Below are 21,785 nucleotides of genomic sequence, written 5' to 3'. Positions count from 1 at the left end.
AAGATTGTTGAATTCGATAAAAATCCAGCTTTCTACAATCTCAAGTTCACAAAACTCCGGCGTTGGACATGAGCGTGATTTCTTCAATGACTGCACTTGTCGGTAACTGAACTGCGTGCAGGATTGATTGGGCGACGATTTCTGGAGTTAACATCGCGCTGCGATCGAAATCGGCTTGGACGCTCTCTGTGTCCCACATGGGAGTGTTGACAGAACCCGGACAGATGGCTGTGACGCGAATTCCGCCAGCCCGTTCTTCTGCGGCTAATGTCTTGGATAAAGCCATGAGACCGAATTTGCTGACGCAGTACGCTCCCCAGTTGGGGAAGGTTTGGGTGCCTGCGATCGAGGAAACGTTGATGATGATTCCCGATCGCCGATCGCGCATTCCCGGCAAAATTCCTAAAATACACTGCCAAACGCTAGTAAGATTCAGGTCTAGAACGTTCTGCCAGTCGGCTAGGGGCGTTTCGGTCAATGAGCCGGTGTAGCCCATGCCAGCGCTGTTGACCAGGATATCTACGGGGCCGAATTGAGCTGCGATCTCGCTGATGCCGCTTTGCACTTGCTCAATTTTTGCCAAGTCTAAGGGATAAGCTTCTGCTTTCACTCCGAATTCTCGGGCTGCTGTGGCAACGGCTTCTAGGTTTTCTGACTCTCGGCTAACTAAGGCCAGATTTATGCCAACGGCAGCGAACCCTAGAGCAGTTGCTTTGCCAATACCGCTGCTGGCTCCGGTAATCAGAGCCTGCTTTGTTGTTCGATCGTTCATTAAATTTCCTGATACTTTCGCTCGGCAACTCTCTCAAGCGTTACAGCCTTCTTCGGCAAATTAGAAAGCTGTTTGCCACGGGTGAACACAGTTAATTATGAAATTAACATTAAGAACTGTTAAGCCGATGTCATCTGAAAAATTATAACACTGCTGACAGATTCGCAGAATGGTGAGTTGTGAGTTATGAGTTTGAAGTTAAGAGATTTTTAACTCATAACTAATAACTATGAATTCGTCGGCTCAAGCAACCTTTTCAGTGAACACACCGATGTCGCGGAATTTTTGATACCGGAGATCGCGTCGCTGCTGGCCGGTGAGCTGTGTCAGTTCTGCTAAGTTTTCCAACAAAGCTCCTTTGAGCATAGCCGCAGCTTTCAGGGGATTGGAGTGCGCGCCACCAACGGGTTCGGGTACTATCTGATCCAGAACGCCGAGGTTTTTCAAATCCCAGGAAGTAATTTTGAGGGCTTCGGCGGCTAAGTTGGCTTTACCGGAGTCTTTCCAGAGGATGGCCGCACAAGCTTCGGGGGTGGCTACGGTATACACGGAATGTTCTAACATTAACAGCCGCTCGCCGACGCCGATGCCCAATGCGCCCCCGGAACCGCCTTCGCCGATGACAGTGCAAATAATCGGAACGTCGAGGCGAAACATTTCTCGGAGGTTGCAGGCGATCGCCTCTCCCTGTCCGAGCTGTTCGGCTTCTAAGCCAGCCCAAGCCCCCGGAGTATCGATAAAGGTGAAAATTGGCATACCGAAGCGATCGGCGTGTTCCATCAACCGCAGGGCTTTGCGGTAGCCGCCGGGAGCTGCCATCCCGAAGTTGCGGGCGATATTGTCTTTGGTGTCGCGTCCTTTTTGATGGCCGATGATGACTGTAGGGCGCCCGTCTATGCGGGCAATTCCGCCGACGAGGGCGGGGTCGTCTCCCCCGCGCCGATCGCCGTGGAGCTCGATCCACTCGTCGCTAATTGCCTGAATGTAGTCGAGGGTGCTGGGGCGGCGCGGGTGACGGGCGAGTTGCAGCCGCTGCATAGGGGACAAGCTGCTGAAAATTTCTTGTCGCAGTTGGGCGGAACGAGCTTCGAGTTTGCGAATTTCGTCGGTGACATCGACGCTGTTTTCTGCGGCGAGTTCGCGAATCTGGTGAATTCGGGTTTCGAGTTCGGCCAGAGGCTTTTCAAAATCTAGGAGTAATGGTTTGCGGTCGGGGTTTGCCACGCTGATAATTTCTATAGGGTTTTTAAGGTGAAAGTCGATCGACTGTTTCCCGATCCTACCTTGTCAGTTGACACTGAAAAAGAGGGTTCTTGGGAAGTTTTGAATTTTGAATTATGTTTTTCTTCGTAGCCAGAGTTGAAAACCTGAGGCTTGAGCCTCGTTTTTTGTTACACTATTTTTGCTTAATCCCAGAGTTTTACCAGAAAGAATTGGTTTAAAGCCGAAACCCTTGTAGGGAGAAATTAAAATCAGACTATTCATTAATCCAATCCTCTTGCTTCCAGGTAGCTGTTAACTGTCAACTGTCAACTGTCAACTGTCAACTGAACCACCCCCCCTATGCCTGCCCACAGCCACAAAAGACCTAACCCTGCTGAATTGTTCCAAAGCGCAAAAAGCGATACAAGTGCGATCGAACTCAGTCCGTCGGAAGCTTTGACAGCTATTTCAGTCTTAGCTGTTGCCGCCGACGGTGAAATATCCGAAGCCGAAAGACAAACCCTTGCCGCCAATCACATTCGCTTGTTCGGCTCTTATTCTGGCGAACACTTCCAAGAACTATTTAAGAAAGTTCTGAAATTGAGCAGTCTGTACACTCCGGCCGAAGTATTTGCCGCAGCTAAAAACGCATTGAATGCTCAGCTTCGAGAAACAGCTTTTGCAATTGCCACAGATTTGGTCTTGGTAGATGGAGTTTTCACAACCGAGGAAAAAGATTTCTTAGTTGAACTTTCCCAAGCTCTCGACATCTCCGAGACAATGGGCAAAAAAATCATCGAAGTCATGACCATCAAAAACTGCGGGGACAATTTGATCTCAGCTCAATCTCTTGAATAAGTTGAGCGATAGACCACTATATCATGTCTGGTTAAATAACCGTTAGCTGTATATTTTTGACCGATCCGCACTCTTTGTCCTGACTGCCAAAAACTTTTCTTCGAGTCGTGCGATCGAACACAATCTCAACTCTTAACTCCCTCAAAAAAAAAGTTACTGGTTATTATCAGAAAAAATTTCCTCAATAACCAATAACCCTTAATCAATCACATCAAAATGACATCAAAGGTCGGAAACCGTGCTTGACGGAAATTTCTCCGATTTGCTCCATCTTTTCTACCGTAATTTGATTCCGTCCCCAAGAAAAATTGGTGTACAACTTTTCAAATTCCAGCAGCATGGATTCGGCAAAACAGGCAAATAACTGCCGGCCCGGCACATCCATATTCACAATCTTCATAATCTTCCACTCAATATCGAGGGAATGCTCCACAATCCCGCCATTGAGTACGTAAATTTCGGGATGCTGAACCTGAGTTGCCAGATTTTTCGGATAACCACCGTCAATCAACAAACAGGGTTGCTTCAATGTCTTGGGGTCAATTTCTACTCCCTTTGGCATACTGGCTACCCAGACTACAATATCCGCTTGGGGGAGAGCTTCTTCCAAATCCATGATTTTGCCTCGTCCCAATTCCGATTGCAAATCTTGCAATCGTTCTTTGTCGCGGGCAATGAGCAACAATTCTGCTACATTAGTTTTAACATTCAGCCAGCGGCAGACAGCACTGCCAATATCTCCAGTAGCACCACAAACCGCCACAGTAGCTTTTGAAAGTTCAATCCCCAATTTGGGGGCTGCTTCTTCTACTTGGCGGCAGAGGATGTAAGCCGTGTGGGTGTTACCAGTGGTGAAGCGTTCAAACTCCAACTTTAGATTGCGGATTTGCTTAATTTGCTGCAAGTTGAAGGTTTCAAAAATGATCGAAGAAAAGCCGCCTAAAGCAGTGATATTAATCCCGTTTTTTTGAGCGTGTGCCATCGCGTTAATGATTTTGCGAGTGGCTGCTTTGATCCGGCGAGTGGCTAGCATTTCTGGTAGAAAACACGACTCCACATAGCGGCCTTCTATTTTTTGCCCGGTAATGCTAGTGACAGTGATATGATCGACTATCTGGGGCGGTGCGCTGCACCAAAAATCGAGCCCTTGATCGGCATATTCTGGATAGCCCAGCTCGTTAGCTACTGATTGGGCGTGTTCTAAGCTGGTTAAGTGACCGATTAGACCAAACATTAAGTTGTCAAATGAAGGAAGAAGAAAGATGTCAGTTGACAGTTGACAGTTGACAGTTGTTAGTTGTCAGTTATCAGTTATCAGTTGTCAGAAGTCAGAAGGGAAAATTAATTTTTTTTAATTTAGTTCCCGTTCTTTATTTCCAACTTGATTGGGGTACAAGACCTTGTAATGCAGAAGGAAGAAGGGAAAATTAAAAGGTTTTAATTTTTAATTTTTATCCCATTCCTTATTTCCAAATTGATTAGGCTGCGAGGCCTTGTGCTGACATCCGCATGATGTCGCGGTTGTTAAACCCTATGTTACCCAGGGCTTCGCCGTAGGCAATCATGAAGTCTTCAATTAAAGCATCTTTTTCCATTCCCAAAACGCTAGCATCGTCTGCGACAGCGTTTAGCAGCCTCCAGATGATGGGCAGGTTTTGGCGGTTGGCGGCTTCGAGTTCAGCTTTGGATTCTTCAAAGTGAGCTTGCAGCCAGACTTCCCCAAAGTTGAGGTGGCTGTATTCTTCTTTGACGACGCCTTCGGTGATTTTGCGGGCAAAGTCATCGGCGACGGGAATGTAGATGTTGTAGGCTGCGATCGCAAAACACTCGATAATGAGTGATTGAATCAGCAAGCAAGTTACAACCTTACCTTCGGCGGATGCCGTTTGGAAGTTGCTGTGCAAATCCGAAAAGAACTCCTTGGCAAATACCATGTCAGGCGTGACTTTGAGATTCTTGCCACAAGCTTGGAAGCCTTTCATGTGGCGGTTCTCCATCTTGGACAAGCCAATTAACTCACTTTTTTTGTCAGCCAACATTTCTGCCAGTTGCAGGTAATTGTCATGAGCTTCTTGTTCGCCTTCAATCACAATGGCGTTGATGCGGCTGTAAGCATCTTTGTAAGTTTCGGTTTGAAAGTCAATTGTTGGGCTGGCCTCAAGCTGGGGCATAGATATGTCGTCTCCTTATATAACCTTGTAGGATGTTTGGAAACCCCTTTGAATTTTGGGGTCACGTGCACTACACTTTACCTATTTTTGACTAAAAATTTACGGTTGTGTGGGAATCTGGAAGGCGATCGGGTTTGAGAGCCTCACAAGCTTATTATTTTAGGTTAATTCACAAGTTTATGGGTAAATCGTGGGACAGGTCTCAATCACTGGAACTGCTGAGTTTTATTTTGTTGCTGGTGGGGGCGGCGCTGGTGCTGCTGCCGCTGGCTGCTGTTTTTTGGGTTTCTTTATCACCATCTGGTGTCGGTGTCAAGGCCACAGGTCTGACTTTTGGGAACTATCAGGAGGCTTGGCGCCGGGGTAATTTTTTGTTGGCATTTCTTAATTCTACTCTAGTGGCGATCGCAGTTACTGCTTTTCAGGTAGTGACTTCTGCTTTAGCGGGTTATGCTTTGGCCAGGCTGAAGTTTCGCGGGCGACAGGCCCTAGTTTTGGTGGTTTTGGCGACGCTAGTGATTCCGTTTCAGCTTTTGGTGATTCCAATATTCATGGTTTTGAAGTGGGGTCATTTGCTGAATACTTACGGGGCGCTGATTTTGCCGACGGCGGTTAACGGTTTCGGAATTTTTCTGCTGCGCCAGTATTTTCTGACAATTCCGGTGGAGTTGGAGGAGGCGGCAATGCTGGATGGGGCTAACCGCTGGCAGGTGTTGTGGCAGGTGATGCTGCCTTTGGCGCGCCCTGCTTTGGTGACACTGTTTTTGTTTACCTTTATCGGCGAGTGGAACGATTTGTTTAAGCCGCTGGTGTTTACAACGCGACCAGAGTTGCGGACTGTGCAGTTGGTTTTAACCCAGTTTCAGGAACAGTTTACTAGCAGTTGGCAGTTGTTGATGGCGGCGGTGGTAATTGGGACTGTGCCGGTGGTGTTGCTGTTTTTGGCGGGCCAGCGGCAGTTTATTCGGGGGATTGCGGCAACGGGAATTAAGAATTGAGTTGGTGGGCCGAAGAAGACCGGGCGGTTGAAACCGCGTCTATACAAACAAAACCCACCTCCGTGGGTTGAAGAGTGAGCAATTAAAATTACGTTATTTTCTTTACACCCTCGCTCGGACTTCCTTTGTGTATGCGCGGTTTTAACCGCGGCCCGATCTATAATTATCCAATAAATGAAATCTATGCAGAATTTGCAAAAGCTGGGTTGGTTTTTATTTATTGCATCTTTTTTGCCCTGGCTGGCAATCTTGTTTATTGTACCATTCCTACCACTGAGCATCGCCGAAAAAACGCAAATAGATGTTGTTTTAGCTGTGCTAGCCGAAGTGTGTTTTTGGCTGAGCGTGGTAATTTTGGGGAAAGAAGTAGTTACTAAATATCGGCGTTATTTGAATCCCCGCTATCTTTGGAACAAAATCAGAAATTTTCACCGCAGATAAACAGGGATTGACGCAGATTTGGTTCGTAGTGAGGACTTTAGTCCGCATTTGGAGAGGACTAAAGTCCTCACTACGAACCCAGGTCAAGGTTGAGCTATTCGCTGATAATTTGCAAGCGAATAGAGCGCTCTCCGTCTCCAAAATCCACTTCAATCTTTTCTCCGGAAAGACTGTCCAAGCATCCCAAAAGTAAGCGCAAATTTGGTGTGCTTGCTCCTGTATCCACGTACAATCTATCTGCCAAACTTCCTAAACGCTTCCAAACAGTGTAGAGTTTGACTACAGTTTGTTCTAGCAAGGCGGCTTGTTTGACAACATCGGCGGTAGTTCCCAAACAGCCGACTCGCAAAGATTCTTCCAAAGCCATTTCCATGTCTAGGTGAGACTGGTTCAGAGCTTGGACTTGGGCGGCGGCATCGAGATATTTCGATAAATTCTTGGCGTCAGAAGTTAGCTGTTTGACTGTATCTACATCTGGATTTTCTGCTACTTCTTTTTGAATTTCGCTTTGGTGAGATGGGGAGAGTTTCTCCATTTCTTTGACTAAAGGAGCCAGATAGCGGGAAGGAAGAGAACCGCTAGATGCTTTTTCTTTGACTTCTTCTGGCAATAAATCGGAGTTCATTGCCATCCATTCGTCGGATAGTTGTTTGACTTCGCGACGGGTAATACGATCGCCCTTTCCGGCAGCATCTGTTACCATTTGCTGTACTTCTGGAGATGCTTTGGCCGTTTCTACAAAGGCTCTTTTGCTGAAGTTTCTAATGGATTCTGGGTCTAAATCTCCTTGTTCGATGAGAGTATCGGCACTTTTAGCTAATTCGATTAAAGAATAGGCTTGACTTTTGCTGATTTCTCTTTCTTTTAGCCAATTCAAGAAGCCGGTACCGCGTCCGTCGCCGCCTTTTTTTTCTCTATCTCTGACTGTGCGGAGAATTTGTCCGCGCCAGATGTCGGTTTGTAAGTCGAAACGATCGCACACTTTCCAGGCATTGTCAACCTGATTGTCAAAATCGAAGTCTGGTATTTGTTCGTCTTCGGGATCTGGTAATTGGAAATTGATATCTGTCAAGCCTCTGAGGGCTTCGGCGAGTTCTGTGGGAGATTGGGGGACTTCAGCCATTAGGAGAAATTTGTGTAGAGCGACAGCCGGTTTAATTGGGAATTTGCACGAATTGAGATTGAAGACGCTATCTGTAGTAGTAAGGCGGCAAGGCTGACACTACTGATAGAGTTTTTGTGCAAGTTATCTCATTATTGCATGGCGGGGGGCGATCGGCGAAAAGATACTCAAAAAGACTCCGGGTACGGCCCTGATGGGACTTGATGCGAGTGCTGGCTGTGGGGGGATTGAGTTAAAGTGAATTAGGAAACTAAAGGAACTAATAAAATGCTGGAAACTACCAAACGTTAGGAGCGCTTTATCCCTTTGTTAAGCTAGAATTGAGAAAATAAGGTAAAGGAAAAGTGCCATGTCAGAACAAGACATCGCTAAGATAATTACGATCGAACCGGGAAAGCGTGGTGGTAAGCCCTGTATTCGGGGCATGAGAATTACGGTTTATGACGTGTTGGAATATCTTGCATCTGGGATGAGTTATGAAGAAATCCTAGATGATTTTCCCTATCTCACGCAACAGGATATTTTGGCTTGTTTGAGTTTTGCTTAAGAGGTAACTATGTCAACAACTGCGATCGACATTGGCACGCTGGTTGTCAGTACGCCTGAAACCTGTGGAGGGCGGCCCCGAATTGCGGGAACCAGAATTTCTATTGCTCAAATTGCCGTTTGGAATAAACAAGGAATGAGTGTAGAAGAAATACTCGAAGAGATTCCCTATTTAGATTTAGCACAGGTTTATGCGGCCCTATCTTACTATCATGCTAACCGTAATGAAATTGAGGCAGATTTAGCTGCGGAATTAGCTGAATATCAGCTTTTGGAAGCTGAACACAGGGCGGGGAATCTTTAATGAGCCTGATTCGTTTGTATTTGGATGAGGATACGCTTAGAAAAGCATTCGTGCAAGCCCTGCGAGAGAATGGGGTTGATGTGGTGACTGTCTCAGATGCCAATAATTTAGGGCGTATAGATGAAGAACAACTGATATGGGCAACAGAGCAAGGTCGAGTCATTTATACTTTTAATAGTCGAGATTTCTGTCGGTTGCACGGGAACTTGCTCGCAGTAGGCGGGAGTCATTCAGGAATTATTGTTGCACCGCGACAAAGTTACTCTGTAGGCGAACAGTTGCGCGGTTTGTTGAATTTGATTGGTAGCAAGTCTGCTGAGGAAATGATGAATCAACTGGAATTTTTAGGAACTTACATTAGTTATGAATAGAAGTATCTAAGTCAGTGGTTGTAACTATCCCTGCCTTGTGCTAGATTTTTATCCAATTCCGTAAAATTTTTGTCAGGGCGATCGCCACAGCATCGCAATGAAAAAATAACTACTATCTCCCTGCGTGAAATCATGCCCCAAGACTTCTCCGGTAAAAATCTCCGAGGCCGCAACTTCAAAGGTCAAAACCTCACAGGTGCAAAATTCATCGGTGCAGACATCCGAGGTGCAAACTTCACCAATGCCATCCTCAGAGAAGCTGACTTCACTGGTGCCAAAGCTGGACTGCAACAGCGATGGCAAATTCCACTGCTAATAATCGCATTACTTATCGCAGCAGCAGCGGGATGTGTCGGGGCAATAGGCGGTGCTTTTGTAGGAGCTTTTTTGTCCGAAAACTATCAAAAATTTCTGAGTTACCCAGGGATAATCTTTTCAATAGCTACTGTTATTTTCTTGATGATTATTATCCCCCACGGATTCAAGTCTGCTTTTGAATTTTTCCTAGTTATAGCTTTTGTTTTTGTTGTAATTTTAACGTTTTCCTTTGGCTTATCATTAGAAGTAGCTGGACCTGTAAGTCTGGGTTTATTATTAACTTTGGTTTTTGCTGTAGAGTTTTCTTTGGCTTTGGCTTTAACTTTTGCTGGAGTTGTATCTGATACTTTTGCTTTAGGTGTGATCGCGACTTTATTTGGAAGTTTGATCGCACTAATACTTGTAGCTTTTGTTAAGGCGTTTGCAATAGCAAGAGCTATTAGTGTCGTTGGGGCTTTGGTTGGCATTTACGCTGTTACTTTTATATCAGGTTATATTAGCAAGCGAGCTTTAGCTGATGATAACAGATTTTCGTGGCTAAAAAGTATAGCAATTGAGTATGCAACTGTGAAAGGTACTACTTTTCGTAATGCCGATTTAACTGATGCCAATTTCACTGAAGCAACTCTCAAAAGTACAGATTTTAGAACAGCTAATCTCACTCGCACTTGCTTCCGAAATACAGAAAAACTCGATCGCGCGCGAGTCGGTAAATCGATATTAGCTGATACCCGCGTCCGAGAATTACTCGTCACTGGCAATGGCTACAAAAAATCCTATGTTGGTGCGAATCTTCAAGGCGCAAACTTGATAGGCGTTAATCTCAACGAGGCTAATCTCAAGCAGGCTAACCTCAGCGAAGCAACTTTGCATCAAGCTAATTTGGAATGGGCAAACCTCACTGAAACTCAAGCCTTGGCAACAAATTTTACAGCAGCTAGTTTTACAGGTGCTTGTTTGGAAGCTTGGAACATTGACGGTAATACAAAGCTCGATCGCGTTGACTGTCGGTTTGTTTATCTTCTAGAATATCCTAAACCGGGAACTGACGATCGCGAACGTCGCCCGAACAGTGGCGAATTTGCACCCGGAGAATTTACCAAACTGTTTGAGGAGGTTTTGAATACCGTTGACCTGATTTTTCGTAATGGCGTTGACTGGAAAGTCTTTATCACTGCTTTCACACAAGTGCAATTAGACAATGAAGAGACTGAACTCACTATCCAGGGTATTGAAAATAAAGGCGATGGAGTTTTCGTTATCAAAGTTAGCGTTCCTCCCGATACGAATAAGGAAAAGATTCATAGTGAATTTACGCAAAATTATCAACGAGAACTTAAAGCTGTAGAAGAAAAATATAAAGCAGAATTAAAAGGTAAAGATGACCAAATTGTTATATATCGCCAGCAAAGTGCAGATATGTGGCTAACGATTAATAAGTTAGCCGATCAACCTATTAATGTTGAATTTAAAGCCATAGCAGAGATTCAATCTATGTATCAAAGTTATGACCAAAGCCGTAAAATTGAAATTTCCGGCGGCACCGTTAACGCTGCTGGTGCCGGATCGTTAAGTCTAGGAGATAATGACGGTACAACAGCTAACACGATCGAGCCATTGCCCGATCGAGCCGATCGCCCTTCCTGACAAAGTGAGTAATGCTATAATCTTAGTCAAACTCTGGTAACAGCGGAAACCAAAACTATGAGCGTATCAGTAAGTTCAGAAAAACCGGAATTCAAAGAATTACTGCTGCAATTGCAAGCTGCGATTGTAAATGAAAACACAGAATTATCAATCCAGAATATAGAAAATTCAGAAAAGGGAGTAATTGCCATCTTTGTCAATACTCTGACAGATGAGAAGCAAGCTATAATTTATCACGATTTAAAGCAAAACTACGAACTGCTATTAAAGGCTATTGAAGATAAATATCAAGCGGAATTACGAGCCAAAGATTGCGAAATTGCCATGTACCGTCAAGAAATAGCTATTTCCGAAGCAGTTTCCGAAAGTTTAACAGAACTTGATAATCCCAGTCAAGAAGATGACTCGATCGCCGAATTAGAGGATGTAGAGTCACTAAGGGCGATCGCCGACAAATACAAAGCCGAATTAAAATACAAAGAGGAGGAAATCGCCTGGTGTCGCGAACAAATAGCTGAACTGAGAGAACTCAATTTGATGTTAGCTAAACAACCGCTATCGATTAATATTATTCAGGAGGAAAAGTAAGCATGAACTCTGAGCCAAATCATGCACAATGACGAAAGTCTTACTCGAATCATCCAGGCATACGAGCAAATTATCAAAGATTTAGAAGCCAAGCACAAATCCGAACTGCAAGCTAAAGATAGAGAAATAGCGTTTTACCGTCAGAAAAGTTCGGAGCTAAATGAACTTCTAAAATTGTTGGCTAACCGACCAGTTAATGTTAAGATTACTAATAAAGCTAAATCTATATCGGAGAGTAAAGCTATGAGTGACCCAATCGACCAAAGTCGTAACATACAAATTACAGGTGGAACCGTTAATGCTAGCGGTGCAGGAGCCTTAAGTTTAGGTGATATCAGCGGTACTGTTGCCAATACAATTAATCAATTATCTGATTCTGCTAAACCAGATGAACCGGGAATCAAAGAATTATTGACTGAGTTACAAACTGCGATCGAAGCTGAAACTAATTTATCTGATGATGATAAAGCCGAAGCCTTGGAACAGGTAAAAGCTTTGGCAGAAGTAGGGCAAAATCCCCAAGAAGGCACAATGAAAAAAGCGGGGAAAACAGCAATGAAAATTTTGAAAGGCACTATTGCTAGTTTACCGAGTGCGGCAACATTGGTCGAAGCTTGCAGTAAGTTGTTGCCCGCGATCGCGAGTCTCTTACTTTTACCCTAAAATTATTCAGAAATTCAGACATAACTAACGCGCTGCTACGAAGAAACCGGGTTTTTGACAATATCTGGGACTGCAATGAGTATGCTCGGAAAAACTCGGTTTCTGAACCCCGTGCGAAGTCCTAAAAAGGACACAGCAATGCTGTTTCCCTACCCCAAAACTCAACATCAACCGCCAGTCAAAGCTTTAAACACCCACCCAAAAAACATCACGCTCAAGAAAATTACACTACCAACAATTAACATCAAACCCAACAGCAAAGCCACCACAAACAACCAATCAGCTTTTTTTCCAGCCGGTTCAGGCGAACCTAAATGAGCGTCTAGCAATTCTATATTTTTGACATTAGCTTTCCAAGCCACATCAAGTAAGTCTCCGGCAACTGGTACAGTACCTGCAACTGTATCAAATACGATGTTAGCTGCCATCTTTACTAAAGTCTCTTGCGGCACTCCCATTTGAGCGGATTTGAAAACTACATAACCTGCAAAAATTGAACCAACTAAATCGCCGCCACCCGGTATCAATCCTAATATTGGATCGAGTCCGATGCGGTATTTTGTGCCGGGAATCGGAATTGCATTGTCTAGTAAATGACTGATGCGGCGGAGTCGGCGCAAGGATGCAGCCTGAGATTTGTTGGGAGTGTTTGCGGAGGAATTTTGTATAGGAGGACGAGACATTTAGATTACTCCTGACTTTATTTCTTAGTCCGCGGAGGCGGACTTCGTTTTTGTAGAAGCGATTTCAATCGCCGAATCATGAAGGTGTTAACTTTTATCATACAGAGAAACCCGGTCTCTATTCAAAACCGGGTTTCTTGCTTCTAGCTGCTGGCTGTTAGTTTAGCCTACTATTTGTTGCCTTCGGTGAAGTCGGCGTCAATCACGTCGTCGCCGCCGCCAGTCGGGCCGCCGTCTCCAGGGCCACCAGGGCCGTCAGTGGGGCCGCCTGCTTGCTGGTAAAGGTTGCTGCTGACTGCGTAGAATGCTTGCTGCAACTCTGTTGTCAAGGTTTTGATCCGATCGTCATCTTCACTCTCGATCGCAGCCCGCAAGTCTTTTAGCAAGCCTTCAATCTTGGTTTTGTCATCAGCAGGAACTTTATCGCCCAATTCTGCCAACTGCTTCTCGATTTGGTAGGCTTGAGAATCGGCTTGGTTTTTGCGATCGATCCGTTCGCGACGTTCTTTGTCAGCAGCCGCATTCGATTCGGCTTCCCGAACCATGCGATCGACTTCATTGCTAGGCAAAGTAGAAGCACCGGTAATGCTGATAGATTGTTCCTTACCAGTACCTTTATCCTTAGCAGCTACATTCAAAATACCGTTAGCATCGATATCAAATGTAACTTCAATTTGAGGTACGCCACGGGGAGCTGGGGGAACTCCATCTAAACGGAAAGTTCCCAAATCTTTGTTATCGTTTGCCATTTCCCGTTCGCCTTGCAAAACGTGAATTTCCACGTTTGTTTGGCCATCTACAGCAGTCGAGAAAGTTTCCGACTTCTTGGTAGGAATTGTGGTGTTGCGGGGAATGATTTTGGTCATCACGCCGCCCAAGGTTTCCACGCCGAGAGACAGCGGGGTAACGTCGAGCAACAGGATGTCTTTGACTTCGCCTGCGAGCACGCCTGCTTGAATTGCGGCACCGACTGCGACCACTTCATCCGGGTTTACCGTTTGGTTGGGGTCTTTGCCGAGGATTTTTTTGACGAGTTCTTGCACGGCTGGAATGCGTGTAGAACCGCCAACTAAGACAACTTCATTAATTGCTGATTTGTCGAGTTTGGCGTCGCGGATTGCGTTTTCTACGGGAATGCGAGAGCGATCGATCAAATCTGAACAAAGTTCTTCAAACTTGGCCCGCGTCAAGGTGGTGTCCAAGTGTTTTGGGCCGTCTTGAGTTGCGGTAATAAACGGCAAGTTGATTTCTGCTTGGGTAACGCTCGAAAGTTCAATCTTGGCTTTTTCGGCTGCTTCCGTCAGGCGTTGCAGTGCTTGTTTATCTTTGCGGAGGTCAATTCCTTCGGCTCTTTGGAATTCTCCGGCGATGAAATCAACAATTTTTTTGTCGAAGTCGTCACCACCGAGGTGAGTGTCTCCAGAAGTTGCTAGCACTTCAAATACGCCGTCGCCGACTTCGAGAATTGATACGTCGAAAGTACCGCCGCCCAAGTCAAATACGAGGATGGTTTCGTTGCTCTTTTTATCTAATCCGTAGGCTAAAGCGGCTGCTGTAGGTTCGTTAATAATCCGCAGAACTTCAATACCGGCAATTTTTCCCGCGTCTTTAGTAGCTTGGCGCTGGGAATCGTTGAAGTAAGCGGGTACTGTAATTACCGCTTGGGTAACAGTTTCGCCGAGGTATTTGCTGGCATCTTCTACGAGTTTACGCAACACTTGCGCGGAAATTTCTTCGGGAGCAAATTGCTTGCCGCGGGCGGGACAGTCGAGTTTGAGGCTGTTGCCGACTTTCAGGACTTTGTAGGAAACTTCTGTGGTTTCGTGGGTTACTTCGTCAACCCGACGCCCGATAAACCGTTTTACTGAGTAAAAGGTGTTTTCGGCGTTCATCACGGCTTGACGCTTGGCGATTTGTCCGACGAGTTGATCGCCATTTTTAGCATATGCTACTACGGAAGGTGTGGTGCGACCCCCTTCGGCGTTGGCTATGACGGTGGGTTTGCCGCCTTCCATAACTGCGACGCAGGAGTTTGTCGTACCTAAGTCAATTCCAACTACTTTTCCCATAGGGGTGTTCCGGCTCCAATCTCTACAAAATTTTGGTTTTCTATCTGTGTGATAGTCTGGTTATTCAGAACTGCGATTCTACTTCGCGGTTTACGGGTAGTCAGCTCTGCTTTAATACAACAGTCTTCGATAGGGTGCTTATCTCTATACTGCGGGCGGTTAGACCTTGCGATGAAGGTGTATTTACCGAACCTGTTGGGGGACGGTTGCATCGGTGAGGCTTGTACTGCTACAGCTTTGGACTGCTTTTCTTTACTCTTCCTAATGTAGGGCGTGCGATCGATTCGGGCATTGTGGCAAACCGTATACGTTGTGTTGTATTTGCCGTCTTGCGCGTATAAATTTAGTTGGGCCGGTTTGGGCGATTCGTTGTGCGATCGCATTTTTTGGATGCCAAATATAACGGTTATCAGAAAGATGAGGTACGTTGTTGGGCTTTAGCCCTCTTAGTTTAAGGGTTATGTAAGCTGTCAGTTATACATCATCCATCTTTTTGAGAAAGGCTATATAAGATTTTATACGATGTCCATGCCAAGCGGACTGAAGATAATGTAATTTAACTGTCAACTCTTCAACCCGCTTTCGTCGGGTTTTGTTTCTGTAGATGCGGTTTCCAACCGCCGGATTTCAACCGCCGAGTTTCAACCCAATTTCAACCACCGCCGAATTTCAACTACCGCGCATCGCCAATTAAAATAAACGGCGACCAATAAAACGGATGGCGACTAATCTGACTCAACTTAGCTTGCCGCAAAGCATCATTTTTACTCATCCCCTTATTAATATTTTGATAAAACTGAACCATCAAATCTTTAGTAGCTGCATCATCAACACTCCACAAACTCGCCATCACAGCTCGTGCACCCGCACGCTCAAATACATAGGCAACTCCCGATATTTCTTCACCGTTAGAATTTGCTTGCATAGCAGTTTGACACGCGCTTAAGGTGAGGAGTCTGGTGTTTTGCAATCCTAATAAGGCGGCATCGCGAATATTGAATTGGCTGTCAGCAAACAGCAGTGTATTTTCGTCCATGCCCAAATTTTGAGCTTCGCGAAACCCAACTCTCTAAATCGAACAAGTTGGGTTTCGTTCCTCAGCCCAAGCTAAAACTGGACGCACTCCTACCGAAAGAAACCGGGTTTTTATCGAATCTGCGGGCTACAACGAAATATTTTCGTAAAAAACCCGGTTTCTGACCCCCGACGGACTCAATAAGGAGTCACTACAATTGTCATAGTCTTTTTCTGCACATTAAATCGCATTTCATCGACGAAAAATCGCTTGTTTTTCGGTACGTTCAAAATGTATTTTAGTTGCGCGCTATTGACGACAGGCGAACTCAGTTGCACCACAGCTTCACCTTTAGCAGCATTTTTCAGCTCAAAAGCACTCATGGGAATGTTATTCCATATGGCTTCGGCTTGAGGCAAAATCCCATGACGATAACGACGCTCCCGATTACTCTTAGGTGGTGGCGTACTTTTAGGAAATATGATGTTCTCAATTTGGCTCAGCGGGAGCGATCGCTGTTCCCCGGATGCTTGTATCCATAATTTTTGCCCTTTCCGATCGATTTTTACAACTCGACCGTCTCTTGTTTCACCTCCTTTCATCACAATTTGGGCTTGCGTCCGTAATCTTAAGGGTACGGCCTGGCTAGCATTAGCTTGTGCTTGTATGGATAGCAAATTCTGTGGTTGGCTGGCCGCATTGACTTGTGCTGCTATACCCGCTATTACTGTAAAAAATCCTACAACTAGAAATGAAAGTGTGTTGCGTTTCATAATCTCCCTAAACCCCCTTCAATGGTAAGCGTTAACTCCGCTACCGTTATAAAATTGTATTTCACCTCTCTAGATACGGTATGAAAGGCTAAATATGCCAGTCATAGAAACCAGTATCGACAAAGCTTGGGGATTTTTAACTTATTTTTTTCATACCCTGATTAAGCAACGCCATTTTGTGAAGGTGATTGTGTGACCGCTTCTCCCCAACCTACTCCTCAACCTACTCCTCAACCTACTCCTCAACCTACTCCCCAACCTACTCCCCCGAATCCCCCGAATCCCCAGCCGAATCCCCAACCGACTCCTCAACCTACTCCCCAACCGACTTCCCCGCTGACTCCAGAACCGAATATTTTAGGTAACTTTGCCAGTATTGTTGGCTTGCTTGGTACAGCTTTGTTTTTCACAGGCTGGATTTATCGCTGGTCTTATTTTTACTACTTTCAGCTAGAGGTAATGACCCTTGATTTACCAGTAGAATCGTTTTTCATAGTACCGATTCAGGTTTTTTTAGCTGACCCCTGGACGATACTCAAAAGTTTACTCGCACTTCTGCTAACAGCTCTAGCAATTTACCACACTTTGTGGGTATTTGATATTGTAAATAGAAAAATTTCTGCTATAGTCAATTGGACAATTATAAGGTTTTCTTCGTCGGCTCGTGTAACAAGAATTTCGTGGTTTTATCACCCACTGATGTCTTGGCAGCAATTTAATATCAATCGATTTAACTCGATTAAATTGGTACGATCGCTGGTTAACGAAATTATTATCGTTAGTTTGGTATTAGTAATGTTGTTTTGGTCTGCTCGCTACCAAGGTATTGCCGATGCCCGAGGCGATGCGGGGGAAAATTCATCTTTACCCGCCGTTGCTTTAATCGCTAAGCAAGACAACATTGCTTTAGGCAGAAAACTCGACGATCCAACACTCCGATTAGCCCCCAAAGGATTTAAGGCGATCGGCGATGCAGGTCTATTTGCAGATTTGAGCAAAAGAGATTATACTGATATCAATAATCCCAAAGAACCTAGAGTTTGGCGGTTGCTTTTGGAGAGAGGAAACTGGATTTATCTGTTTCCGGCTTTAACAACAGAACAGCAAAAAGACCCTAAAGCACGCCCGCCAGTGATGGCAATTCAACAAAGTCAATCCGGCGATCAATTGTTAATTATAAGTCCCGAACCTTCTAAACCGTCTAAATAAAGTCGGGGCTGGTTGATTGGATGCCAAAATAGTCTCGATGCTAATGGTTAGACAGTTAAATTAACTTTTAGAGTGTGTCAGACATTTTAAGACAGTCCGTTGGAAAAACGAGGTGAAAAATAGACGCTGCGATTGCCGCGCGTGGACGTTCGCAATGACAAAAAAGCATTAAGTAAACCGTATTGCGATTTCAACAGGTTTTTCTGGGGAACCTTACGCATTTTCTAAGCAACTCCATAGCCAGTATATGGACGCTTGTACGGTGGATGCAACCCTAAAATAATATCCTCTTTGGGTACTCCCATCTCAACTAATTCTTGTCCTAAATCGGCTTCTGTCATATTGCGTTGAATCCAGATTTTACCATCCTTGATATCTAAGTGAATGAAACAGTTATAAATCCGCTTGTATCCCTCCCAGCCAACGTCTAAAATTTGGTAATGATCTTGTTCTGTATCGAACACCAACTGACATTCAACATCCAATTCTGAATTTGGATCGACTGTGGCATGAGTGGTTAGCAACTGGCGGATAAATTGGCGGTACTCCTCTATTCTTTCCATTCAATGATTACCTCCTGAACTGGTTCGTAGACGATTAACTTCACTTGATACTGTCTGACGGCTTCCTGAGTGAATCTTTCTTGAAAAAAGGATTCAAATATATCGAGAGGAATTGCCAGATACAGAGTTCTATCTGGTTCGTTCATTTGCAATCCTAAGCGGTAGTTCAAAAACTGTCCCAACGCTGAATGAAAGTCTGTCACCGCTGATGGATTCAAAAAACTTTTGATTTCAACTGCAATCTTTTGTCCAGCTTTTTCAGCGGCAAAGACTTTTTCTGCTGCTAAATCAATCTCAAACTTCACCTTATCTATCTTGAGGATCAGCGGATCTGCCGTAATTACCCACTGCTCCTTCAAGAGAGCTTGTTTAACAGCATCATGAAATCGGTCTTTGGCAGCCATCGTTTTTTACAGTATCTAGGTATTATGATAGCCGATCGCCCTCCTTTGACTCTTCCGGTGTTTTCCCTCGCGAATTTAAGTTGAGTTCGATCGCGGGACGATCGGCAATTACCGGAGAATTGGCTTTTCTGAGAGTGTTGAGATAACGGGCGATGGCTACGCCCCGGCTTGCGCCTACGCACTTCCGTTCAAATTCGCCCCGACGCGCAGAATCAGAAACACCGCCAAGCTTTCGAGCTCTGGCTGAGTCATACACGCGCGATCGGCATCAAAATCGTCATCAGAGTAGCTGCGGATGCGCGACAGCAGTTGCGTCACGCTAAAGTCATCCAAAGCTTGTTGATAGCCGCGAGTATATTCACTCTCGTCGCTTTCAGGTCGTACCATAGAGATTGCCTCCTTGTTTATTAGGGGCCATAAGCCAGCGACGAACTTTCCTAGGGATGACGCTGGCTTTTGACTTGTTGAGATTATAGCATGGATATAGCACATATAAATGCTTTAAATGAGCTATATTCGACAAAGTGGTCTAGATACAGCACAATTGCGATCGGTTTAAACTAAAAAATAGTGAATATCTTATGACCAAACGCTTAGCGACCTATTTAGCCGATGGAATCTATGACATCCTTGAAGAGTGGGCAAGTCAAGAACGCCGTTCAATCAGCAGCTTAGCAGCCTTCGTTTTAGAACAAGCTGCTAGAGAACGTCAAAAGGAAATGAAACAACAGCCCCCGCCATCGGATGAGAAGCAGGAGAAGAGTTAAGTTGAGTTTGGGCGATCGATCGCTCTCTCAAACAAACTGAGGACTGAAGTTTTTTATTGCTGATTCATGCGCGATCGGGCGCATAGTGCTGTGCAAAAGCAGCATAATGCTGCATATTCGACAGAATCGTCTAAAATACTCGACAATGACGATCGCCCTAAATAAAAAAATACTGAATTTCTAATGGCTAAACGTGTATCAACCTCAATAGCAGAAGGAATTTACGACCTACTCCAAGAGTGGGCAGATGAAGAACGGCGCTCAATCAGCGGCTTATCAGCATTCCTTTTAGAACAAGCTGTGAGAGAACGTCAAAAACAAAAACAGCCCCCGCCATCCGATGAAAAGCCGGAGAAAAATTAAGTGCAGTTTGTGCGATCGCCCGAATTCAGCAGATCGATGGCTGAAGTCCTTGCTGCAAAACGATTGTGCAACAAGTCTATTCTGCTGCGACTTCAAAATTTATGCGATCGTAAATATCCGTCAAGCTAATTTGGAACTCAACCGAGTCCATTGCTAATACAGAATCTTCTGACTCATACTCAGTAAATAGCCATTTATCATCAGCAGTCTTAGTCAATTGTTCGACATGATATTTGTATTGGTCAATTAAAATATATTCCCGAAGTTCAGGAATCGATCGATAATAAAGAAACTTCTCCCCTCTGTCATAATCTTTAGTAGATTTCGACAAAACCTCAACAATTAGCAAGGGATTTGTCACAGTCGTGGTGTTAGTTCCCTGATAAACCGGTTCACCCTGAATCACCATCACATCTGGATAAGTGTACAGACGATAACGCGGTATCCACAACCGCATATCATTGATAAAAATCTCGTAATTTTGCCCGCTTACAGTCAAGGGAAATATGCGGCAAAAATTCAGCGCAATTTTATTGTGATTAGCTGTTCCACCAGTCATCGGTAATATTTCTCCATCTAGATATTCGCTTTTGTATTCCGCAGCTTCGTCTAAAGCTAAATATTCCTCTGGAGTATAGTAGCGTTTTTCTGTTTCTGCCAACATACTATATTTCTCCTATCCAATTTTATATCTATCATTGTATCATATTTTTGATGGTGCAATTATCTCTCGCACACAAGCATCTGTAGGAAAGCGGCACTGCCGTATCCTAATCCGCAGCTAGATTTTTATGTATAATTATCACGGCTGACACATGGGGGTAAGAAACCCGGTTTCTACGAGATTTTGCGGACAGGAACGAGAAATATACGAGGAAACCGGGTTTCTAATCTCAGCGCGCGTCCAGGACTAATTTAAACAAGTATGAAATTTATCGGCATAGACTTAGGTTGGAGTTCAGGAGCAAGCGGTTTGTGCTGTTTGAATTGGGAAAACAATCGATTGCAATTCATCGAGTGCGATCGCCAACAATCCCTCAACGACATCCTCACCTGGATCGATCGCCAAATCTCCCCAACCGAACCAGCCATCATCGCCGTAGACGCACCCACAATCATCGCCAATCCAACGGGAATGCGCGACGCTGACAAACTCACCCACAAACACTTCGGGCGCTACCACGCAGGCTGCTATCCCGCCAATCTTTCTCGCCCCTTCGCCCAAAAAACAGTCGAATTTGGCCTTTGTTTAGAAGCCCGAGGATTTGTCCACTCACCAACTATTGAAGCTAAGAAACTAGGCAGATATCAAATAGAAGTCTTTCCCCATCCAGCCACAATCAACTTATTTAAATTAGATAGAATCATCAAATACAAAAAAGGAAAACTGGCAGAGCGTCAATTAGAATTGATGAAACTCTGCCAGTATATTATCGATATTTTACCGAGCCTTGAACCAAGTCTCAATCTGTCTTGTGGCACAGACATCTTGCCTGTGAACTGTGGCATAGGCATCTTGCCTGTGAGCGATATCCCCACCAGTATCGCTACCCTTAAAGCCTTAGAAGACCAGCTAGATGCCTTGCTATGTGCTTATATCGGCGCCCACTGGTGGTACTGGGGAATCGAGCGGAATTTGGTTTTGGGCGATCGCGCAACCGGCTACATAGTCATTCCCCAACTTCAATAAGAATAGGGAGCATCTCATTTTTGTAAAAAGCATTTTTTCTTATAGTGCGAGCTTAAGAGCTCGCGTATCGTATAATACGCGAGCTCTTAAGCTCGCACTATTAAATGCAAAACAGAGATGCTCCCTGCGGACTAAAGTCCTCACTACGAACCTGAGGGAGTATCTCAGTTTTGCAAGAAGCATTTTTTATGGTAGTGCGAGCTGTCGCGAACTCGCGACAGCTCGCACTGTAAATGCAAAACTGAG

28 protein-coding genes are annotated in these 21,785 nt (G+C 44.8%); 13 read left to right on the top strand and 15 right to left on the bottom strand.

The features are described 5' to 3' along the window. Positions 1 to 46: 46 nt before the first annotated feature. From JGK14_RS26515 to JGK14_RS26505, 3 genes are all read right to left on the bottom strand, one after another. Positions 47 to 772, bottom strand: coding sequence for an SDR family oxidoreductase (locus tag JGK14_RS26515; protein ID WP_293182139.1), 726 nt, complete (start codon positions 770 to 772; stop codon positions 47 to 49). 243 nt (positions 773 to 1,015) lie between these two features. After that, a complete protein-coding gene (gene accA, locus JGK14_RS26510; RefSeq protein WP_293182137.1) occupies positions 1,016 to 1,996 on the bottom strand; it encodes an acetyl-CoA carboxylase carboxyl transferase subunit alpha in 981 nt (326 codons plus the stop codon). 111 nt (positions 1,997 to 2,107) lie between these two features. Then, positions 2,108 to 2,257, bottom strand: coding sequence for a hypothetical protein (locus JGK14_RS26505; RefSeq protein WP_293203489.1), 150 nt, complete (start codon positions 2,255 to 2,257; stop codon positions 2,108 to 2,110). A gap of 78 nt (positions 2,258 to 2,335) precedes the next feature. Between JGK14_RS26505 and JGK14_RS26500 the strand changes: the two genes are divergently transcribed. Continuing rightward, positions 2,336 to 2,833, top strand: a complete 498-nt coding sequence (locus JGK14_RS26500; protein WP_293182135.1) for a tellurite resistance TerB family protein — start codon at positions 2,336 to 2,338, stop codon at positions 2,831 to 2,833. Positions 2,834 to 3,044: 211 nt separating this feature from the next. Here the strand turns inward: JGK14_RS26500 and JGK14_RS26495 are convergent, their stop codons facing one another. Both JGK14_RS26495 and JGK14_RS26490 read right to left on the bottom strand, forming a co-directional pair. Beyond that, entirely contained in the window at positions 3,045 to 4,067 is a 1,023-nt protein-coding gene (locus JGK14_RS26495) for a long-chain acyl-[acyl-carrier-protein] reductase (protein WP_293132515.1), read from the bottom strand. A gap of 244 nt (positions 4,068 to 4,311) precedes the next feature. Then, positions 4,312 to 5,004, bottom strand: coding sequence for an aldehyde oxygenase (deformylating) (locus tag JGK14_RS26490; protein WP_293182134.1), 693 nt, complete (start codon positions 5,002 to 5,004; stop codon positions 4,312 to 4,314). Between the two features lie 179 nt (positions 5,005 to 5,183). Between JGK14_RS26490 and JGK14_RS26485 the strand changes: the two genes are divergently transcribed. Further along, positions 5,184 to 6,002, top strand: coding sequence for a carbohydrate ABC transporter permease (locus JGK14_RS26485; protein ID WP_293198454.1), 819 nt, complete (start codon positions 5,184 to 5,186; stop codon positions 6,000 to 6,002). A gap of 183 nt (positions 6,003 to 6,185) precedes the next feature. Next, positions 6,186 to 6,443 (top strand): transporter suffix domain-containing protein, encoded by a 258-nt coding sequence (locus JGK14_RS26480; RefSeq protein ID WP_293182132.1) that lies wholly within the window; start codon positions 6,186 to 6,188, stop codon positions 6,441 to 6,443. Between the two features lie 94 nt (positions 6,444 to 6,537). On the opposite strand, the gene JGK14_RS26475 is transcribed toward JGK14_RS26480, so the two are convergent. Then, positions 6,538 to 7,566, bottom strand: a complete 1,029-nt coding sequence (locus tag JGK14_RS26475; protein WP_293142578.1) for a hypothetical protein — start codon at positions 7,564 to 7,566, stop codon at positions 6,538 to 6,540. A gap of 349 nt (positions 7,567 to 7,915) precedes the next feature. Between JGK14_RS26475 and JGK14_RS26470 the strand changes: the two genes are divergently transcribed. The 6 genes from JGK14_RS26470 (at position 7,916) to JGK14_RS26445 (ending at position 12,003) form a co-directional block, all read left to right on the top strand. Beyond that, a complete protein-coding gene (locus JGK14_RS26470) occupies positions 7,916 to 8,113 on the top strand; it encodes a DUF433 domain-containing protein (RefSeq protein ID WP_293182130.1) in 198 nt (65 codons plus the stop codon). A gap of 9 nt (positions 8,114 to 8,122) precedes the next feature. Next, positions 8,123 to 8,416: a DUF433 domain-containing protein gene (locus JGK14_RS26465; protein ID WP_293193154.1), complete on the top strand. Its 294-nt coding sequence runs from the start codon at positions 8,123 to 8,125 to the stop codon at positions 8,414 to 8,416. Then, a complete protein-coding gene (locus JGK14_RS26460) occupies positions 8,416 to 8,787 on the top strand; it encodes a DUF5615 family PIN-like protein (protein ID WP_293193153.1) in 372 nt (123 codons plus the stop codon). Before JGK14_RS26465 ends, JGK14_RS26460 begins: the two co-directional genes overlap by 1 nt. A 132-nt stretch (positions 8,788 to 8,919) precedes the next feature. After that, positions 8,920 to 10,752: a pentapeptide repeat-containing protein gene (locus tag JGK14_RS26455; RefSeq protein ID WP_325315677.1), complete on the top strand. Its 1,833-nt coding sequence runs from the start codon at positions 8,920 to 8,922 to the stop codon at positions 10,750 to 10,752. A gap of 57 nt (positions 10,753 to 10,809) precedes the next feature. Next, positions 10,810 to 11,340: a hypothetical protein gene (locus tag JGK14_RS26450; protein ID WP_293182124.1), complete on the top strand. Its 531-nt coding sequence runs from the start codon at positions 10,810 to 10,812 to the stop codon at positions 11,338 to 11,340. A 21-nt stretch (positions 11,341 to 11,361) separates the two neighbouring features. Then, positions 11,362 to 12,003, top strand: a complete 642-nt coding sequence (locus JGK14_RS26445; protein ID WP_293182122.1) for a hypothetical protein — start codon at positions 11,362 to 11,364, stop codon at positions 12,001 to 12,003. Between the two features lie 167 nt (positions 12,004 to 12,170). On the opposite strand, the gene JGK14_RS26440 is transcribed toward JGK14_RS26445, so the two are convergent. The 5 genes from JGK14_RS26440 to JGK14_RS26420 form a co-directional block, all read right to left on the bottom strand. After that, complete coding sequence (locus JGK14_RS26440) at positions 12,171 to 12,686, bottom strand: DUF4112 domain-containing protein (RefSeq protein WP_293198441.1); 516 nt, start codon at positions 12,684 to 12,686, stop codon at positions 12,171 to 12,173. A gap of 170 nt (positions 12,687 to 12,856) precedes the next feature. Then, positions 12,857 to 14,755, bottom strand: a complete 1,899-nt coding sequence (gene dnaK / locus JGK14_RS26435) for a molecular chaperone DnaK (RefSeq protein ID WP_293198439.1) — start codon at positions 14,753 to 14,755, stop codon at positions 12,857 to 12,859. Continuing rightward, a complete protein-coding gene (locus JGK14_RS26430; RefSeq protein WP_325315676.1) occupies positions 14,743 to 15,138 on the bottom strand; it encodes a hypothetical protein in 396 nt (131 codons plus the stop codon). Before JGK14_RS26430 ends, dnaK begins: the two co-directional genes overlap by 13 nt. Positions 15,139 to 15,428: 290 nt before the next feature. After that, positions 15,429 to 15,791, bottom strand: coding sequence for a CHAT domain-containing protein (locus JGK14_RS26425; RefSeq protein ID WP_293182116.1), 363 nt, complete (start codon positions 15,789 to 15,791; stop codon positions 15,429 to 15,431). 176 nt (positions 15,792 to 15,967) lie between these two features. Then, positions 15,968 to 16,543, bottom strand: coding sequence for a hypothetical protein (locus JGK14_RS26420; protein ID WP_293232651.1), 576 nt, complete (start codon positions 16,541 to 16,543; stop codon positions 15,968 to 15,970). Positions 16,544 to 16,735: 192 nt separating this feature from the next. Here JGK14_RS26420 and JGK14_RS26415 point away from each other — a divergent pair, with 192 nt between their 5' ends. Next, entirely contained in the window at positions 16,736 to 17,752 is a 1,017-nt protein-coding gene (locus tag JGK14_RS26415; protein ID WP_293193149.1) for a hypothetical protein, read from the top strand. Positions 17,753 to 17,976: 224 nt separating this feature from the next. On the opposite strand, the gene JGK14_RS26410 is transcribed toward JGK14_RS26415, so the two are convergent. The 3 genes from JGK14_RS26410 to JGK14_RS26400 form a co-directional block, all read right to left on the bottom strand. Further along, the gene (locus tag JGK14_RS26410) at positions 17,977 to 18,315 is read right to left on the bottom strand and encodes a XisI protein (RefSeq protein WP_293182108.1); all 339 of its coding nucleotides are present in this window, start codon (positions 18,313 to 18,315) and stop codon (positions 17,977 to 17,979) included. Further along, the gene (locus tag JGK14_RS26405; RefSeq protein ID WP_293182106.1) at positions 18,303 to 18,719 is read right to left on the bottom strand and encodes a XisH family protein; all 417 of its coding nucleotides are present in this window, start codon (positions 18,717 to 18,719) and stop codon (positions 18,303 to 18,305) included. Before JGK14_RS26405 ends, JGK14_RS26410 begins: the two co-directional genes overlap by 13 nt. Before the next feature lie 174 nt (positions 18,720 to 18,893). Then, entirely contained in the window at positions 18,894 to 19,106 is a 213-nt protein-coding gene (locus JGK14_RS26400) for a hypothetical protein (protein WP_325315675.1), read from the bottom strand. 194 nt (positions 19,107 to 19,300) lie between these two features. Here JGK14_RS26400 and JGK14_RS26395 point away from each other — a divergent pair, with 194 nt between their 5' ends. Next, complete coding sequence (locus JGK14_RS26395; protein ID WP_293219645.1) at positions 19,301 to 19,486, top strand: ribbon-helix-helix domain-containing protein; 186 nt, start codon at positions 19,301 to 19,303, stop codon at positions 19,484 to 19,486. A 183-nt stretch (positions 19,487 to 19,669) separates the two neighbouring features. Continuing rightward, complete coding sequence (locus tag JGK14_RS26390) at positions 19,670 to 19,849, top strand: ribbon-helix-helix domain-containing protein (RefSeq protein ID WP_293182100.1); 180 nt, start codon at positions 19,670 to 19,672, stop codon at positions 19,847 to 19,849. Positions 19,850 to 19,925: 76 nt separating this feature from the next. Here the strand turns inward: JGK14_RS26390 and JGK14_RS26385 are convergent, their stop codons facing one another. Then, the gene (locus JGK14_RS26385) at positions 19,926 to 20,513 is read right to left on the bottom strand and encodes a Uma2 family endonuclease (RefSeq protein ID WP_293182098.1); all 588 of its coding nucleotides are present in this window, start codon (positions 20,511 to 20,513) and stop codon (positions 19,926 to 19,928) included. A gap of 261 nt (positions 20,514 to 20,774) precedes the next feature. Between JGK14_RS26385 and JGK14_RS26380 the strand changes: the two genes are divergently transcribed. Next, the gene (locus JGK14_RS26380) at positions 20,775 to 21,539 is read left to right on the top strand and encodes a DUF429 domain-containing protein (protein WP_293182096.1); all 765 of its coding nucleotides are present in this window, start codon (positions 20,775 to 20,777) and stop codon (positions 21,537 to 21,539) included. Positions 21,540 to 21,785 lie beyond the last annotated feature (246 nt).

The sequence above is a fragment of the Microcoleus sp. PH2017_28_MFU_U_A genome, from assembly GCF_020738035.1.
Classification (GTDB): Bacteria; Cyanobacteriota; Cyanobacteriia; order Cyanobacteriales; family Microcoleaceae; genus Microcoleus.
The sequence above is the reverse complement of the archived record's forward strand: the minus strand, read 5'-3'. Positions and strand labels throughout refer to the sequence as shown.

Coding starts and splice junctions, on each gene's coding strand:
- JGK14_RS26505 (WP_293203489.1), bottom strand. CDS start 2,257: ATGAATAGTCTGATTTTAATTTCTCCCTACAAGGGTTTCGGCTTTAAA.
- JGK14_RS26480 (WP_293182132.1), top strand. CDS start 6,186: ATGCAGAATTTGCAAAAGCTGGGTTGGTTTTTATTTATTGCATCTTTT.
- JGK14_RS26495 (WP_293132515.1), bottom strand. CDS start 4,067: ATGTTTGGTCTAATCGGTCACTTAACCAGCTTAGAACACGCCCAATCA.
- JGK14_RS26450 (WP_293182124.1), top strand. CDS start 10,810: ATGAGCGTATCAGTAAGTTCAGAAAAACCGGAATTCAAAGAATTACTG.
- JGK14_RS26385 (WP_293182098.1), bottom strand. CDS start 20,513: ATGTTGGCAGAAACAGAAAAACGCTACTATACTCCAGAGGAATATTTA.
- JGK14_RS26515 (WP_293182139.1), bottom strand. CDS start 772: ATGAACGATCGAACAACAAAGCAGGCTCTGATTACCGGAGCCAGCAGC.
- JGK14_RS26455 (WP_325315677.1), top strand. CDS start 8,920: ATGCCCCAAGACTTCTCCGGTAAAAATCTCCGAGGCCGCAACTTCAAA.
- JGK14_RS26380 (WP_293182096.1), top strand. CDS start 20,775: ATGAAATTTATCGGCATAGACTTAGGTTGGAGTTCAGGAGCAAGCGGT.
- JGK14_RS26445 (WP_293182122.1), top strand. CDS start 11,362: ATGCACAATGACGAAAGTCTTACTCGAATCATCCAGGCATACGAGCAA.
- JGK14_RS26475 (WP_293142578.1), bottom strand. CDS start 7,566: ATGGCTGAAGTCCCCCAATCTCCCACAGAACTCGCCGAAGCCCTCAGA.
- JGK14_RS26410 (WP_293182108.1), bottom strand. CDS start 18,315: ATGGAAAGAATAGAGGAGTACCGCCAATTTATCCGCCAGTTGCTAACC.
- JGK14_RS26465 (WP_293193154.1), top strand. CDS start 8,123: ATGTCAACAACTGCGATCGACATTGGCACGCTGGTTGTCAGTACGCCT.
- dnaK (WP_293198439.1), bottom strand. CDS start 14,755: ATGGGAAAAGTAGTTGGAATTGACTTAGGTACGACAAACTCCTGCGTC.
- JGK14_RS26440 (WP_293198441.1), bottom strand. CDS start 12,686: ATGTCTCGTCCTCCTATACAAAATTCCTCCGCAAACACTCCCAACAAA.
- JGK14_RS26430 (WP_325315676.1), bottom strand. CDS start 15,138: ATGCGATCGCACAACGAATCGCCCAAACCGGCCCAACTAAATTTATAC.
- JGK14_RS26500 (WP_293182135.1), top strand. CDS start 2,336: ATGCCTGCCCACAGCCACAAAAGACCTAACCCTGCTGAATTGTTCCAA.
- JGK14_RS26395 (WP_293219645.1), top strand. CDS start 19,301: ATGACCAAACGCTTAGCGACCTATTTAGCCGATGGAATCTATGACATC.
- JGK14_RS26420 (WP_293232651.1), bottom strand. CDS start 16,543: ATGAAACGCAACACACTTTCATTTCTAGTTGTAGGATTTTTTACAGTA.
- JGK14_RS26460 (WP_293193153.1), top strand. CDS start 8,416: ATGAGCCTGATTCGTTTGTATTTGGATGAGGATACGCTTAGAAAAGCA.
- JGK14_RS26425 (WP_293182116.1), bottom strand. CDS start 15,791: ATGGACGAAAATACACTGCTGTTTGCTGACAGCCAATTCAATATTCGC.
- JGK14_RS26390 (WP_293182100.1), top strand. CDS start 19,670: ATGGCTAAACGTGTATCAACCTCAATAGCAGAAGGAATTTACGACCTA.
- JGK14_RS26405 (WP_293182106.1), bottom strand. CDS start 18,719: ATGGCTGCCAAAGACCGATTTCATGATGCTGTTAAACAAGCTCTCTTG.
- JGK14_RS26400 (WP_325315675.1), bottom strand. CDS start 19,106: ATGGTACGACCTGAAAGCGACGAGAGTGAATATACTCGCGGCTATCAA.
- JGK14_RS26470 (WP_293182130.1), top strand. CDS start 7,916: ATGTCAGAACAAGACATCGCTAAGATAATTACGATCGAACCGGGAAAG.
- JGK14_RS26490 (WP_293182134.1), bottom strand. CDS start 5,004: ATGCCCCAGCTTGAGGCCAGCCCAACAATTGACTTTCAAACCGAAACT.
- JGK14_RS26485 (WP_293198454.1), top strand. CDS start 5,184: ATGGGTAAATCGTGGGACAGGTCTCAATCACTGGAACTGCTGAGTTTT.